Raw genomic sequence first — 13,683 nt, forward strand, 5'->3', positions numbered from 1 at the left:
GGTCGGTCAGGAGAGGCCGGAGGCCCAGTCGTAGCCCTTGAGGAACGGGTCCGGCTCGATCGGCTTCCCGGAGTCCCACACCTGCTCGATCAGCCCGTCGGTGCCGATCTTCCCGATCCTGGCGGTCTTGCGGATGTGCTGGCTCGCGCCGTCCACGGTGACCTTGCCCTCGGGGGCGTCGAAGGTGATGCCGTCCGAGGCCGCCTTCACCTTCTCCGGATCGAAGGACTTCGCCTTCTCGACCATGGCCTTCCAGAGGTGGACCGAGGTGTACGCGGCCTCCATCGGGTCACTGGTCGGCTTGTCCTGGCCGTACTTGGCCTTGTACGCCTTCACGAACTCGGTGTTCGCCGCGCCCGGTGTCGTCTGGTAGTAGTTCCAGGCCGTCAACTGCCCAGCCAGGTACTGCGGTCCGATCGACTTGACCTCTTCCTCGGCGATCGACACCGAGACGACCGGCATGCTCCCTGCGGTCAGGCCCGCCGACTTGTACTCCTTGAAGAAGGCCACGTTCGAGTCGCCGTTGAGGGTGTTGAAGACCGCGTCGGCCTTCGACGCCTTCACCTTGTTGGCGATCGTGCTGAACTCGGTGGAGCCCAGGGGCGCGTAGTCCTCGCCGAGCACCTTCATGCCGTTGGCCTTCGCGTACGCCTTGATGATCTTGTTGGCGGTGCGCGGGAAGACATAGTCGCTGCCGACGAGGTAAATGCTCTTCTCGCCCCGGCTCTTGAGGTAGTCGAGTGCCGGGACGATCTGCTGATTCGTCGTCGCCCCCGTGTAGAAGATGTACGGGGACTCTTCGAGTCCTTCGTACTGCACGGGATAGAACAGCAGGGACTTGTTCTTCTCGAAGACGGGTTTCACCGCCTTGCGGCTCGCGGAGGTCCAGCAGCCGAAGGTGGCCGCGACCCGGTCCTCCTTGATGAGCTTGGCCGCCTTCTCGGCGAATGTCGGCCAGTCGGAGGCGCCGTCCTCACTGACCGGCTCGATCTGCTTGCCGAGCACTCCGCCCGAGGCGTTGATCTCCTCGATCGCCAGTTTCAGCGAGTCGCGTACGGTCACCTCGCTGATCGCCATGGTGCCGGAGAGCGAGTTGAGCAGGCCGACCCTGACGGTGTCGCCGCTCGTGTCGGCCTTCGCGGCCCGGTCGGACGAGCCGCCCGCGGCGTCGGTCTTGGCGCCGCACGCGGTGAGCGCGACGGCGGCGGCGAGTGCGGCGGCACCCGCCACCACTCGGCGCCGGGACGAACGGCCTTCGCCAAAACGATTGGAATCGCTGGACACATGGACCCCCTCGGGCTGGGAGGACAACCTCCTCCTGGCGTGCGGTCCACAGCCTCAAGTCAGCCTGTTTCCAAGATGTTTCGCATTACTTTCCCGGCGGTATCTTCCGGCTCTCATCCGGTTTCCGTCGCGAAACAAAAAATACCCCGGACGGAATTCATGAAATGAATTCACAGTTCGCCCGAGGCATTCTAATTACTTCCTGTGGGAAGTATCTTCGCGCAAGCGCGGACATGTCAAGACCGGGACCCGTGAAGATTCAGCTGGGCCACCACGTCGAAGTCCACCCCGTCCGCCCGCGCCAGGTAGATCCGCTGGCGCACATGACCGCCGCGCAGCCGCAGCAGCCCGCGCGGACCCTCGTAGGAGACGGTGTCCGCGACGGCGCCGATGGCGGTCACGTCCAGGGTCCCGGCCCGGTCGACGAGCGCGGCGAGCAACAGCACGCCCTCGTAACACGATTCGCCGAGACTGCCGAGGACCGGTGCCTCCACGCCGTACCGCCCGGCGTACCGGCCATGGAGGTCCAGCGTGTCCTGGTTGGCGAGGGACGCGAAGAACCCGGCCGTGCTGTAGAGGCCGGCGGTGGCCGTAGGGCCGCTCGCCATCAGCATGTTCTCGTCCATCAGCGTGCTCAGGCGCAGACACCGCTCGTCGAGCCCGGCCGCGGCGAACGCCCGGTTGAAGCGCACCGCGTCGCTGCCCACGAGCAGCATCAGCACCCCGTCCGCCTCCGACCGCTCGATGCGCCGCAGCACCGCGTCGAAGTCATGGGTGCCGAGCGGCAGATACGCCTCCGCGCAGACCGCGCCACCCGACTCGCGTGCGTAGCGGTGCGAGGCCCGGGCCGTACGGCGCGGCCACACATAGTCGTTGCCCACGACGAACCAGCGGCGCACCCTGTGCTCGCGGGTCAACAGGCGCATGGCGGGACGCAGTTGGGCGTCCGGCGTCTCGCTCGTGAGGAACACGCCCGCCGTGTTCTCCCCGCCCTCGTACAGCGCCGTATACACATAGGGCACCCGATGGGCGATCCGCGGCGCGAGTGCCTGGCGTACGGAGGAGATGTGCCAGCCGGTGACGCCCTGCACGATGCCGAGGTCCACCAGCGCCTCGACGCTCTCGGCGACGCGCCGCGGTTCGGCACCGCCGTCGACCGGCAGCAGCCGCAGCTCCTTGCCGAGCACTCCGCCCGAGCGGTTGACCTGCTCCGTGGCGAGCCGCGCGCACAACTCGCAGGTGGGTCCGAAGATTCCGGCGGCGCCCTGCAGGGGGAAGACCAGAGCCACGCTGACCACCGAGTCGTCGGCCGTGAACCAGTCGGGCGGGGGCGGGGCGAGCGGGGAGGGGGCGGGCGGAGGCGGATCGGGCCGGACCATGGGGGCATGATTGCGGGAACGTCCCCCGAACTCCAGTCCGTCTCGGGGTACGGTCGGCGCCGCGCCCGCAGGACGGGGGAGATCCTCGGGGAAAGCGGGACTTGTACGATGTGCGGACCCCCTGCTGGTGTGGGGGCCTCCTGTCGGCCCCCCCCGGAAGCGCTGATTCTCGGGAGCGAGGAGAAGGATGCCGACCCCACCTCCGCGCCGGTCGCAGGACCTCGTCCACCTCTTGACACGGGCCGAACGGCTGACCGCGCGCCGGGTCCAGGCCGCCCTGGAGGAACACGGCTGCACCCCCGACGCCTGGCGGGTGCTCTCCCTGCTCTCCGACGGCGAGGGGCACCCCATGACGGCGGTCGCCGAAGCGGCCTTCCTGCCGCCCGCGACCCTCACCAAACTGGTCGACCACCTCGTCGACCAGAACCTGGTCCACCGGCGGGTCGACCCCCTCGACCGGCGGCGCATCCTCGCCCACCTCACCCCGCGGGGCGAGACGTACTGGCGCCGCGTCGACCGCGAGGTGCGCGCGCGGTGGCCCGCCCTGGGCGGAGCCGAGGAGGAACTGCTGCGCGGGCTGCTGCACCGGCTGGTGGACACGCTCGACGGAGCCGCGGCGGAACCGTCCCACTGAGCGGCTGCTCTGCCTCCTGGGTGACCTCACCGTCCCGTTCGGTGTTTCGGGGGGGTGTTTCGACCGGCGTGGAATGTCTGGTGCCGTATAAATGGTTGGTATATACATCGAGCTTGCCGCTCGACGTACCGAGTGCGGGTCACAGGCCCGCCCCGACCAGCGAGGCACCGTGAACCAGCCCACCCCCGAGCAGCCCGCCGACGTCGTGGCCCGGCTGCGCGCCACCTTCCGCTCCGGCCGCACCAAGCCCGTCGAGTGGCGCACCGACCAGCTGAACCGGCTGCGCGAGATGCTCACCACGGACGGCCGGGAACTCGCCGCCGCCCTCCACGCCGACCTGGGCAAGAGCTCCACCGAGGCCTTCCGCACCGAGATCGACTTCGTGGTCCGGGAGATCGACCACACCCTCGAACACCTCGAAGAGTGGCTGCGCCCCGAGCCCGCCCCGGTCCCCGCGCACCTCGGCGCCGACGCGACGGGCTGGACGCGCTACGACGCGCTCGGTGTCGTCCTGGTCATCGCCCCCTGGAACTATCCGGCGCAACTCCTGCTCGCGCCGATGCTCGGCGCGCTCGCCGCGGGCAACGCGGTGGTCGTCAAGCCCAGCGAGCTGGCCCCCGCCACCTCCGCCGAACTCGCCCGGCTGCTGCCCCGCTACCTCGACACCGAGGCCGTCGCCGTCGTCGAGGGCGGCATCCCGGAGACCACGGCCCTGCTCGCCGAGCGCTTCGACCACATCTTCTACACCGGCAACGGCACCGTCGGCCGCATCGTGATGACCGCCGCCGCGCGGCACCTCACCCCGGTCACCCTCGAACTCGGCGGCAAGTCCCCGGCCTTCGTCGACCGCGGCGCCGACCTGACCGTCGTCGCCGAGCGCCTGGCACGCGGCAAGTTCCTCAACGCCGGACAGACCTGCGTCGCGCCCGACTACGTCCTGACCGACCCGGAGACCGCCCGCGCCCTGGAGCCCGTGCTGACCGAGGCCGTCGAGAAGCTGTACGGGTCCGACGCGTCCACCTCCGCCGAGTACGGGCGGATCATCAACGAGCGGCACTTCGACCGGCTCAGCGGGCTGCTCGACTCCGGCCGGATCGTCGTCGGCGGCGGGACCGACCGTGCCACGAAGTTCATCGCGCCGACCGTCCTGGCCGACGTCGACCCCGACGCGCCCGTCATGCGCGAGGAGATCTTCGGCCCGGTCCTGCCGATCGTCACCGTCCCCGGTCTCGACGAGGCCATCGACTTCATCAACGACCGCGACAAGCCCCTCGCCCTGTACGCCTTCACCGAGTCGGACACCACCCGGGAGCGGCTCGCCGCCGAGACCTCGTCCGGCGGCCTGGGCCTCGGCCTGCCGCTCGCCCATCTCACCGTCTCCGACCTGCCCTTCGGCGGGGTGGGGGAGAGCGGCATGGGCAACTACCACGGCCGCTACTCGATCGAGACGTTCAGCCACCGCAAGGCGGTACTGGAGAAGCCGCTGAGCTGAGGCGGCCGACGGGCCGAGCCCGCCGGCCCGAAGCGACGCGGCGCCGGGGCGAGTTGACTGGTCTACACCCTTGACTGGTCCAGACCAAGGTGGTGGAGTGTGCCTCACCACCCCCCACCACGGCCGCCCCGTACGCCGCGGCCGGTCCCACCGGCACGTGCGTACAAGGTCCGCCCCGCGCTGCCCTCGTACGGGTCCGCGGCCGTGCTCCGTGAAGGAGTTGACCCTGTGTCCAGGCGCCGTATCTCCGCGTTCGTGGCCGCGATCGTCCTCGGAACCGCCGCACCGGTGCTCCTGCCGGCTTCGGGCGCTTCCGCCGCGGCCTGTTCGAGCTACCCGAGCTGGGTGGCCGGCAAGTCCTACGTGACCGGGAACATCGTCCGGTACACCGACGGCAAGGCCTACATAGCAGAGCACGACAACCCGGGCTACGACCCCGTCATCAGCACCTGGTACTGGGAGCCGTACGCCTGTGACAACGGACCCACCAACCCCTCAGGGTTCGTCGTCAGCGAGGCCCAGTTCAACCAGATGTTCCCGAACCGGAACTCCTTCTACAGCTACAGCGGGCTGAAGGCCGCGATGAGCGCCTACCCCGCCTTCGCGAACACCGGCAGCGACACGGTGAAGAAGCAGGAGGCCGCGGCCTTCCTCGCCAACGTCAACCACGAGACCGGCGGCCTGGTCCACATCGTCGAGCAGAACACCGCCAACTACCCGCACTACTGCGACTGGGGCCAGCCCTACGGCTGCCCGGCCGGCCAGGCCGCGTACTACGGCCGCGGTCCCATCCAGCTCAGCTGGAACTTCAACTACAAGGCCGCCGGTGACGCGCTCGGCATCGACCTCCTGAACAACCCCTGGCTCGTGCAGAACGACTCCGCGGTGGCCTGGAAGACCGGCCTCTGGTACTGGAACACCCAGTCCGGTCCCGGCTCCATGACCGGCCACAACGCGATGGTCAACGGCGCGGGCTTCGGCCAGACCATCCGCTCCATCAACGGTTCGCTGGAGTGCGACGGCAAGAACCCGGCCCAGGTGCAGAGCCGGGTGGACAGCTATCAGCGGTTCGTGGGGATCCTCGGCACGACGGCGGGCAACAACCTGTACTGCTGACACACCACTTGAGCGCTGTTGCACGGCCGGTTCACCACCGGCCGTGCAACAGCGCTCCCGTATGTCCGCGGTCAGCCGAGAATGCTCCACGACGTGCCGCCGTTCGCCGCCATCAGGACGGCGAGCACCACGATGTCCGCGATGCCGAGCCACAGCCCGAGCAGCGCCCTGAAGCGGCGGGGCGTGCCCCGGCGCAGGGCCATGACGGCCAGCACGATCGCGATCGGGCCGAGGAAGAAGTTGAGGACGAGGAGTCCGACGAGGCCGAGGACGAAGGAGGCCACGGCCATTCCCTCGGTGTCCCGCCTGCCGGTCCGACGCCCGCCGTTCTCCCGCTCACCGGTCTTCCGCTCACCGTTCTCCCGTCGCCGGGACTCCGTAAGCCGCATCACGTCACGCCCTTCCGGTCCGGCTGCCGTGCTTGCGCCGCTCACGCACCGCGAACACGGCCAGCCACGCGGCGATGGCCACACCGGCCACGACGGTCACGGGCAGAGGGAGATAGGCGGCCGATCCGAGCAGGACGGCCAGCACCAGGACGGCCACGACAAGGAAGATCACATCTGCTCCCGTTCGTGCGGGGACAAGGGCAATGCTGTGGATCGCCTCTTCATGAACATGCGGATACGGGTGTCCCGGCGGCTCCACATCACACCTGCGAACACTTTGGGCGACGGCGAAGATTCGCCCCGGCGCTCAGGGGTACCCCACGGTCTTCCGCCCGATCCCAGGGCGAACTGTGCGAACTCGCAGAACAGGAAGGTTGCCGGTGCCCGAAAAGAACCAGCCCGATGTGAAGAACGTCTTCGTGGTAGGCCTCGACGACGCCAACCTGCCCACGCTCGAAGCGGCCGCGGCGGCCAAGTCGCTGCGGTACCACCCGCTGCTGACGATCGAGGAACTGCAGAGCGGCGAGGTGTCCGTCCCGGAGCTCATCGACAAGGCCCGGGCCGTACTGGACGCCTTCGACGGCGAGATCGACGCGATCGTCGGCTACTGGGACTTCCCCGTGAGCACCCTCGTGCCGATCCTCGCCGAGCACTACGGGACCCGTAGCACCAGCCTGGAGTCCGTGGTCAAGTGCGAGCACAAGTACTGGAGCCGGCTGGAGCAGCAGAAGGTCACCGACAGGCACCCGCGGTTCGGCCGGGTCGACCTGGACACCGACGACCCGCGCCCGCCCGAGAACGTACGGTTCCCGATGTGGGTCAAGCCCGCGCTCTCGTACTCCTCCGAACTCGCCTTCGGCGTCGAGGACATGGACGAGTTCCGGGACGCCGTGCGGCAGATACGCGAGGGGATCTCCCGGGTGGGCCGTCCCTTCGAGGACATCCTCGACCGGATCGAGCTGCCGCCCGAGATGGAGGGCGTCGGCGCCCAGGTCTGCCTCGCCGAGGAGACCATGACGGGCCTCCAGGTCGCCGTCGAGGGGTACGTCCACGAGGGCGAGGTCACCGTCTACGGCGTGCTCGACTCCATCAACTACCCCGGCACCTCCAGCTTCCAGCGGCACCAGTACCCCTCGACACTTCCGCCGGCGGTGATCGCGCAGCTGCACGACGTCACCGAACGCGTGATGCGCCGGATCGGCTTCGAGTCGGCCACCTTCAGCGTGGAGTACTTCTTCGACCCGAAGACCCAGGAGATCAGCCTGCTGGAGATCAACCCCAGGCACTCCCAGTCCCACGCCGAGCTGTTCGAGTACGTCGACGGCGTGCCCAACCACCACGCCATGCTCGGCCTCGCCCTGGGCGACGATCCGGCCATGCCGCAGCGCAAGGGCCCGTACGCGATGGCCGCGAAGTGGTACTACCGCTGGTTCACCGACGGCGTCGTGCGGGACGTGCCCTCGGCCGACGACCTCGCCCGCATCGAGCGCGAGGCCGACGGTGTGCGCGTGGACGTCACCACCGAGGAGGGGCAGGTCCTCTCCGATCTCTCGCAGCAGGACTCCTACAGCTACGAACTGGCGCACATATTCACCGGCGGGAACAGTGAGGAGGACCTGAGGGCGAAGTACGACCACTGCGTGGCCGCCCTGGGACTCGCCTTCGACGAGAGCCCCCAGGAACGCCCGCACGCCTGACGCCCGCACGCCTGACGAACGAACGCACAACGGCCGCACGCACGACGGCCGCGCGAAAAGGAGTGAGTCCGCCTCATGCGCTACGTGAGCAATCTGCCGTACGCGACGAAGGAGGAGGAGGACGTCCGTATCCCGATGCCCGACGGCGTCCAGCTGTCGGCCCGTGTCTGGCGCCCCACCTCTTCCGACAACGAGCCCGTGCCCGCGGTCCTGGAGTACATCCCCTACCGCAAACGCGACCTCACCTCGGTGCGCGACTCCCTGCACCACCCCTACATCGCCGGGCACGGATACGCCTGTGTACGCGTCGACGTGCGCGGCACCGGCGACTCGGAGGGGGTGCTGAGGGACGAGTACCTCGAACAGGAACAGGCCGACGCGGAAGCGGTCCTCGCCTGGCTCGCCGACCGGCCCTGGTGCGACGGCAACACCGGCATGATGGGCCTGTCCTGGGGTGCCTTCGCCGCCCTCCAGGTGGCCGCCCGGCAGCCGCCGAACCTGCGCGCCGTCGTCATCGCGTCCTTCACGGACGACCGGCACGCCGACGACATGCACTACATGGGCGGTGCCATGTTGTCGGACAACCTCGCCGAGGCGGGCACCATGTTCGCCTACGCGACCCTGCCGCCCGACCCCGCCGTGGTCGGCGACCGCTGGCGCGAGATGTGGCACGAACGCCTGGAGAACTCCGGCCCCTGGGTCCTGCCCTGGCTGCGCCACCAGCGCCGGGACGACTACTGGCGGCACGCCTCGGTCGCCGAGGACTACACGGCCGTACGGTGCCCCGTCCTCGCCTCCAGCGGCTGGGCGGACGGCTACTCCAACGCCGTGACCCGGCTGCTCGGCAACCTGGACGTACCCCGCAAGGGACTGATCGGCCCCTGGTCGCACAAGTTCCCCCACCTCGGGGAGCCCGGCCCCGCCATCGGCTACCTCCAGGAAGTGGTGCGCTGGTGGGACCACTGGCTCAAGGGCGTCGACAACGGCGTCATGGACGGCCCCGTGCTGCGCACCTGGATGCAGGACAGCGTGCCCCCGTCCACGTCGTACGAGGAGCGCCCGGGCCGCTGGGTCGCCGAGCCGACCTGGCCGTCTCCGCAGATCGAACCCGTCAGGTATCCGCTGACCCGGCACCGGATCGGTACACCGGTCGAGGCCGGTGCCGGCGCCCGAGCCGGCGCCGATGCCGCCGGGGACGGCGCCGTGATGACCGTACGGTCGCCCCTGTCCGTCGGGCAGTTCGCGGGCAAGTGGGCCTCCTACAACGCGCCCCCGGACCTGCCGTACGACCAGCGCGAGGAGGACGGCGGTTCCCTCGTCTTCGAGACCGAGCCGCTGACCGAACGGCTGGAGATCCTCGGCTCACCGACCGTGGAACTCGACCTCGCGGCCGACCGGCCGGTCGCGATGGTGGCCGCGCGGCTGTCCGACGTGAGCCCCGACGGCGCCGCCACCCGCGTCACCTACGGTCTGCTCAACATCACCCGCCGGGAGAGCACCGAGAACCCCCAGCCCCTGGAGCCGGGCACGCGCTACCGCGCCACCGTCCAGCTCAACGGAGTGGCGCAGGCGTTCCCGCCCGGCCACCGGGTCCGCCTCTCCCTGTCCACGTCGTACTGGCCGCTCGCCTGGCCGCCCCCCGAGCCGGCGCTGCTGAGCGTGTACGAGGGCTCCAGCACGCTCACCCTCCCCGTCCGTCCGACGGACCAACCGGACGGGGTGCCGGTGAACCCGTTCGAGGAGCCCGAGGGCACACCTCCGCTGTCCGTCACCCGGGTGACCGCCCCGGACGCACGGTGGGAGGTGAAGCGCGACATGGTCGACTACCGCGCCGAACTGGAGATCGTGAAGGACCAGGGACTCGTCCACTTCGACGAGATCGATCTCGATGTCGGCCGTCGCGCCTACGAGCGCTACACCTCCGTCGCCGACGACTTCACCTCGGCCACCGGTGAGTCGACCTGGACCATGCGCTTCCGGCGCGGCGACTGGGATGTCCGTGTGGAGACGCACACGCGGCTGACCTGCGACGAGACGGACTTCTTCGTGGACGCCACGCTGGACGGCTACGAGGGCGGGCGCCGGGTCTTCTCCCGCACCTGGAACGAGACGGTGCCGCGGGACCTGCTGTAGGCGCCCGGACGCGTCTTTCTCCACCGCCCGGGCACCCGCAGAAGAAGAGCGGAACACGACGACACCATCTAGGAGACGTTGAGGCGTGAGCACACTCACTGGTCTGGAACGAGCCATGGAACGCTTCGGAGGGTCCCTGCTCGCGCATTTTCGCCACAAGGAACCGGTCGAACTGATAGAGGCCCTGCACAAGGAGTGCGACGACCACATCGTGGTGTGCAGCGAGAGCCGGACCGTCGTACCCAACGCCTACGACGTCGAGCTGGCCGAGTTCGCCCACGAGGAACTGGAGCGCAACGGCGGCCGTATCGACCAGGTGCTCACCGACAGCCTGCTGCGCCACGGCGAGAAACAGGGCTACGAATGGGCCGGCCCGCTGACGGTGCACGTCACCAGGTCACCGGACCTCCCCAACGGCCGGTACCGGGTGGCGAGCGCCGTCATGAAGCATGTGCGGGCCGGCGCCTTCCAGCACTGAGTGCCCGCACCTGCCCCGCCCGAGTCCCGCGGGTGCCGGCCGGGCGGACCGCCGGGTCAGTCGCGCCGCAGAGGTGTCGGCGGCAGCTCCTCCTCCTCGGGGATGAGATGGACCGCGGCCTCCTCGGCGCCCGCCGCTCCGCCGTCGATGCCGATGTCCGAGGCGACGGCTTCCTTCGTCATGTCCTCGTGCGTGCCCTCGTCCGGTGCCACCAGCCGGCCGGCGCGCTCGTCACCGGCCTCGGGGTCGGTCGCCTCGCCCTCCCCGTAGGGCAGGTCACCGACGCCGTCGCCGGCCGGGGTCTCCTCGTCGGGGACCTCCTGGCGCAGCCGTTCGTCGAGGCTCTCGCCCTCGTGCTGCTCGGCCGCCGTGACCCCGCTCCTGGTGACCCCCAGCGGCTTCTCGGGGGGTGAGTAGCCCTCGTCGAGCACATCGTCGTACGTACGTTCGTCCACCGCGTCCTGGAGGTCCAGCGGGGCGGCGTCCGCCTGCTCCTCGTTGGTCCCCGTGGGCTGGTAGACGTCGTCCGCCATGCTGTCGTCGCTCATGTCCGTCCTCCTGGCGCGGTGATCATTTCTTGCTCCCCGTAGGAGTACCGCGGTGCCCGGCATACGTCCCGTGAAACACCGGAGCGTCCGAGGTGGGCCGGGACGGTGGCGATCTTCACCGCCCCGACGGCGTCCGGCAGGCCCACGCTATTGACCGGTACATACCAACCCGATTGAGTGTCCCGCGCAGACCCCCCACTTTCCCGGCCGCCGACCAGGCGCCGCCGCGCTGCCGAAGGGACCTCACCACCATGCGGAGATTCCGCCCCTTGTTCGCTGCCACCGCCGCCGGAGCGGCACTGACCACCGCCCTGGCCGCTCCCTCGTACGCCGCGGAGGTGCCGACGGCGGGCGTGTTCCACGTACAGAGCGCGCTCACCGGCCTGAACGCCGCCGACAGCGGGGGAGCGGTCGTCCAGCGCAACCCCAAGGGCAACGAGGACCGCCAGCAGTGGTCGCTGCGGGCCACCGGCGCCTCGTACGTCCTGGAGAACACCGACACGGCCGGCAGCTGCCTGGGCCGGTCGGGGGGCCAGGCGAGAACCGTGGCCTGCGCGAGCGCCGACGCCGCGTGGGAGATCACGTCGACGGGCACCGACCGCTACCGGCTCAAGGTGCCCGGCGCCGACCAGTACCTGACCGTCGGGGCCAAGGCCTCCGGCGCCAACTACCCCGCCCAGCTGGTCGTGGGCGCGGCGGGCGACCCCGCCGCCTGGTACCTGACCCCGGTGACGTCCCCGACCTCCCCGATGCCGTCCGCGGACCGGCGCACCCTGGACCAGGTCACCTTCCTCACCTCCCACAACGCCTACGCGAACGGCGTCGACGGCGGGTTCGCCCCGCCCTTCGTCAACCTCGTCCCGAACCAGAGCCGCGGCATCAACCAGCAACTCGCCGACGGCGTACGCGGGTTCATGCTGGACATCCACCAGACCTCGGACGGCGCGATCCTGTGCCACAACAGCTGCACCCTCGTCAGCAGGCCGGTGGCCCTGAACGTGGACCTCCAGCGCATGGTCGACTTCCTGCGGCAGAACCCGAGTCAAATCGTCACGGTCTTCCTGGAGGACTACGTCGACCCCGGGGTCCTGCGCGGTGAACTGGCCCGGGTGAACGGCCTGTCCGACGTCCTCTACCGCCCGGACCGGACCGGCGTACGCGCCAACGGCTGGCCGAAGGTGGCGGACCTGATCGCCGCCGACGACCGGCTGCTCCTCTTCACCGACCACAGCCGTGCCGCCGACGAGTCCGCCGGGCTCACCCGGGACAGCTTCGGTGTCATGTACCAGCGCGAGTGGACCGTGGAGAACTACTGGTCCATGGGCTCGGGCCTGGGCGGCTCCGACTGGTCCTGCTACAGCCGCTGGTACGACGCCGACACCAACGTCCCCCTCACGGCTACGGCGCCGCCCTTCCGCCCGCTCTTCGTCATGAACCACTTCCGGGACGCGGCCATCGCCTCGACCGCGACCACCGACAACACCAAACTCACCGACCGGGCGCAGCGGTTCTGCCAGCCCGCCGCCCGCAAGAAGCCCAACTTCCTCGCGGTGGACCGGTACGACCTCGGCTCGCCGGCCTCGGCGGTGGCGACGCTCAACACGTACACGTACTGACGCCGGACGCAGGTACGCCGCTTGCCCCGGTCCTACCGGAGGAAGCGGCGTACCGGCAGCCCGACGGGGCGGACGCTCAGCCCAGCTGCGCGTGCAGGAACTCGACCGTGCTCTGCCAGGCCCGCGCCGACGACTCGGGGTCGTGGACCTCCGGGCGGCCGTCGTTGAAGAAGGCGTGGTCGGCCGGGTAGACGCGGAGGTCCGGGGTGATGCCGGACTGCTCGCGGATGGTCTCGCCGAGCGTGGTGAGGGAGTCCACGGGGATGGCGGAGTCGCGTTCGCCGTAGTGGCCCAGGATCTGGGCCCTGAGGCCGGAGAAGTCCGGGGCCTCGCCCTGGATGACCCCGTAGAACGGGACGGCGGCGCGGACGCGGGGGTCGGTGGCCGCCTGGTAGAGGACGAAACCGCCGCCCATGCAGAAGCCGACCGAGCCGACGGTCTCGGACGTGACCTCCGGCATGGCCAGCAGATGGTCGACGGCGCCGGACAGCAGCTCGACACCGCGCGGCACGGGCAGCTCCTGCATCATGCGGTACGCCTCGGAGCTGTCATGGGCGACGTTGCCGCCGTAGAGATCCGGGGCCAGCGCCACGAAGCCCTCCTTCGCCAGACGCTCGGTGACGTCGGCGATGTGGTCGGTCAGCCCCCACCACTCCTGGATGACGATGACACCGGGCCCCCGGCCGGCCGGGGGCAGTGCCAGGTAACCGTGCGCGGTGGTGCCGCCGCTCGGGAAGGTGACGTTCTGATGGGCGGGTGCCCCGGTCGACCTGGGCGTCTCGGACATGGTGTGTCACTCCTGTCGCTTGATCCTGCCTCCAGCATGCAGGAGGCGGGTGCCGCGCGGGCAGGCGACCCCCCGGCGATGGCGTATCCTCGCGTGTTACGTATAACCCTCACTGTCCGTCCCTACCGCC

The 13,683-nt window shown here is 69.8% G+C and carries 13 protein-coding genes; 7 read left to right on the top strand and 6 right to left on the bottom strand.

Annotated features, from left to right (window positions below):
* Window positions 1-6 precede the first annotated feature (6 nt).
* Together urtA and ACH4DZ_RS28665 are read right to left on the bottom strand one after the other, a co-directional pair.
* Window positions 7-1,233 (bottom strand): urea ABC transporter substrate-binding protein, encoded by a 1,227-nt coding sequence (gene urtA, locus ACH4DZ_RS28660; protein ID WP_398290371.1) that lies wholly within the window; start codon window positions 1,231-1,233, stop codon window positions 7-9.
* Between the two features lie 287 nt (window positions 1,234-1,520).
* A complete protein-coding gene (locus tag ACH4DZ_RS28665) occupies window positions 1,521-2,663 on the bottom strand; it encodes a substrate-binding domain-containing protein (RefSeq protein ID WP_398290249.1) in 1,143 nt (380 codons plus the stop codon).
* 187 nt (window positions 2,664-2,850) lie between these two features.
* Here ACH4DZ_RS28665 and ACH4DZ_RS28670 point away from each other — a divergent pair, with 187 nt between their 5' ends.
* The 3 genes from ACH4DZ_RS28670 (at window position 2,851) to ACH4DZ_RS28680 (ending at window position 5,905) form a co-directional block, all read left to right on the top strand.
* On the top strand, window positions 2,851-3,297 hold the full coding sequence (locus ACH4DZ_RS28670; RefSeq protein WP_398290250.1) for a MarR family winged helix-turn-helix transcriptional regulator: 447 nt from the start codon (window positions 2,851-2,853) through the stop codon (window positions 3,295-3,297).
* A 91-nt stretch (window positions 3,298-3,388) separates the two neighbouring features.
* The gene (locus tag ACH4DZ_RS28675; protein ID WP_398290251.1) at window positions 3,389-4,789 is read left to right on the top strand and encodes an aldehyde dehydrogenase family protein; all 1,401 of its coding nucleotides are present in this window, start codon (window positions 3,389-3,391) and stop codon (window positions 4,787-4,789) included.
* 228 nt (window positions 4,790-5,017) lie between these two features.
* Window positions 5,018-5,905 carry a glycoside hydrolase family 19 protein gene (locus ACH4DZ_RS28680; protein ID WP_398290252.1) on the top strand — a complete coding sequence of 296 codons (888 nt, stop codon included), beginning with the start codon at window positions 5,018-5,020 and terminating at the stop codon, window positions 5,903-5,905.
* Window positions 5,906-5,976: 71 nt separating this feature from the next.
* Here ACH4DZ_RS28680 and ACH4DZ_RS28685 read toward each other — a convergent pair whose 3' ends face one another.
* Window positions 5,977-6,195, bottom strand: a complete 219-nt coding sequence (locus ACH4DZ_RS28685) for a DUF4190 domain-containing protein (protein ID WP_398290372.1) — start codon at window positions 6,193-6,195, stop codon at window positions 5,977-5,979.
* 103 nt (window positions 6,196-6,298) lie between these two features.
* Window positions 6,299-6,466: a hypothetical protein gene (locus tag ACH4DZ_RS28690; RefSeq protein ID WP_398290253.1), complete on the bottom strand. Its 168-nt coding sequence runs from the start codon at window positions 6,464-6,466 to the stop codon at window positions 6,299-6,301.
* A gap of 208 nt (window positions 6,467-6,674) precedes the next feature.
* Here ACH4DZ_RS28690 and ACH4DZ_RS28695 point away from each other — a divergent pair, with 208 nt between their 5' ends.
* The 3 genes from ACH4DZ_RS28695 to ACH4DZ_RS28705 all read left to right on the top strand — a co-directional run bounded on the left by ACH4DZ_RS28695 (window position 6,675) and on the right by ACH4DZ_RS28705 (window position 10,602).
* Complete coding sequence (locus ACH4DZ_RS28695; protein WP_398290254.1) at window positions 6,675-7,991, top strand: acetyl-CoA carboxylase biotin carboxylase subunit family protein; 1,317 nt, start codon at window positions 6,675-6,677, stop codon at window positions 7,989-7,991.
* Between the two features lie 75 nt (window positions 7,992-8,066).
* Window positions 8,067-10,124, top strand: coding sequence for a CocE/NonD family hydrolase (locus ACH4DZ_RS28700; RefSeq protein ID WP_398290255.1), 2,058 nt, complete (start codon window positions 8,067-8,069; stop codon window positions 10,122-10,124).
* An 85-nt stretch (window positions 10,125-10,209) separates the two neighbouring features.
* A complete protein-coding gene (locus tag ACH4DZ_RS28705; RefSeq protein ID WP_384813939.1) occupies window positions 10,210-10,602 on the top strand; it encodes a DUF3662 domain-containing protein in 393 nt (130 codons plus the stop codon).
* A gap of 56 nt (window positions 10,603-10,658) precedes the next feature.
* Here ACH4DZ_RS28705 and ACH4DZ_RS28710 read toward each other — a convergent pair whose 3' ends face one another.
* Entirely contained in the window at window positions 10,659-11,150 is a 492-nt protein-coding gene (locus ACH4DZ_RS28710; RefSeq protein ID WP_398290256.1) for a DUF5709 domain-containing protein, read from the bottom strand.
* Window positions 11,151-11,401: 251 nt separating this feature from the next.
* Between ACH4DZ_RS28710 and ACH4DZ_RS28715 the strand changes: the two genes are divergently transcribed.
* A complete protein-coding gene (locus tag ACH4DZ_RS28715) occupies window positions 11,402-12,766 on the top strand; it encodes a phospholipase (RefSeq protein WP_398290257.1) in 1,365 nt (454 codons plus the stop codon).
* Window positions 12,767-12,842: 76 nt separating this feature from the next.
* Here the strand turns inward: ACH4DZ_RS28715 and ACH4DZ_RS28720 are convergent, their stop codons facing one another.
* Window positions 12,843-13,553, bottom strand: coding sequence for a dienelactone hydrolase family protein (locus tag ACH4DZ_RS28720; protein ID WP_398290258.1), 711 nt, complete (start codon window positions 13,551-13,553; stop codon window positions 12,843-12,845).
* Between the last annotated feature and the right edge of the window lie 130 nt (window positions 13,554-13,683).

It is taken from the genome of Streptomyces sp. NPDC017991, from assembly GCF_044328075.1.
Classification (GTDB): Bacteria; Actinomycetota; Actinomycetes; order Streptomycetales; family Streptomycetaceae; genus Streptomyces.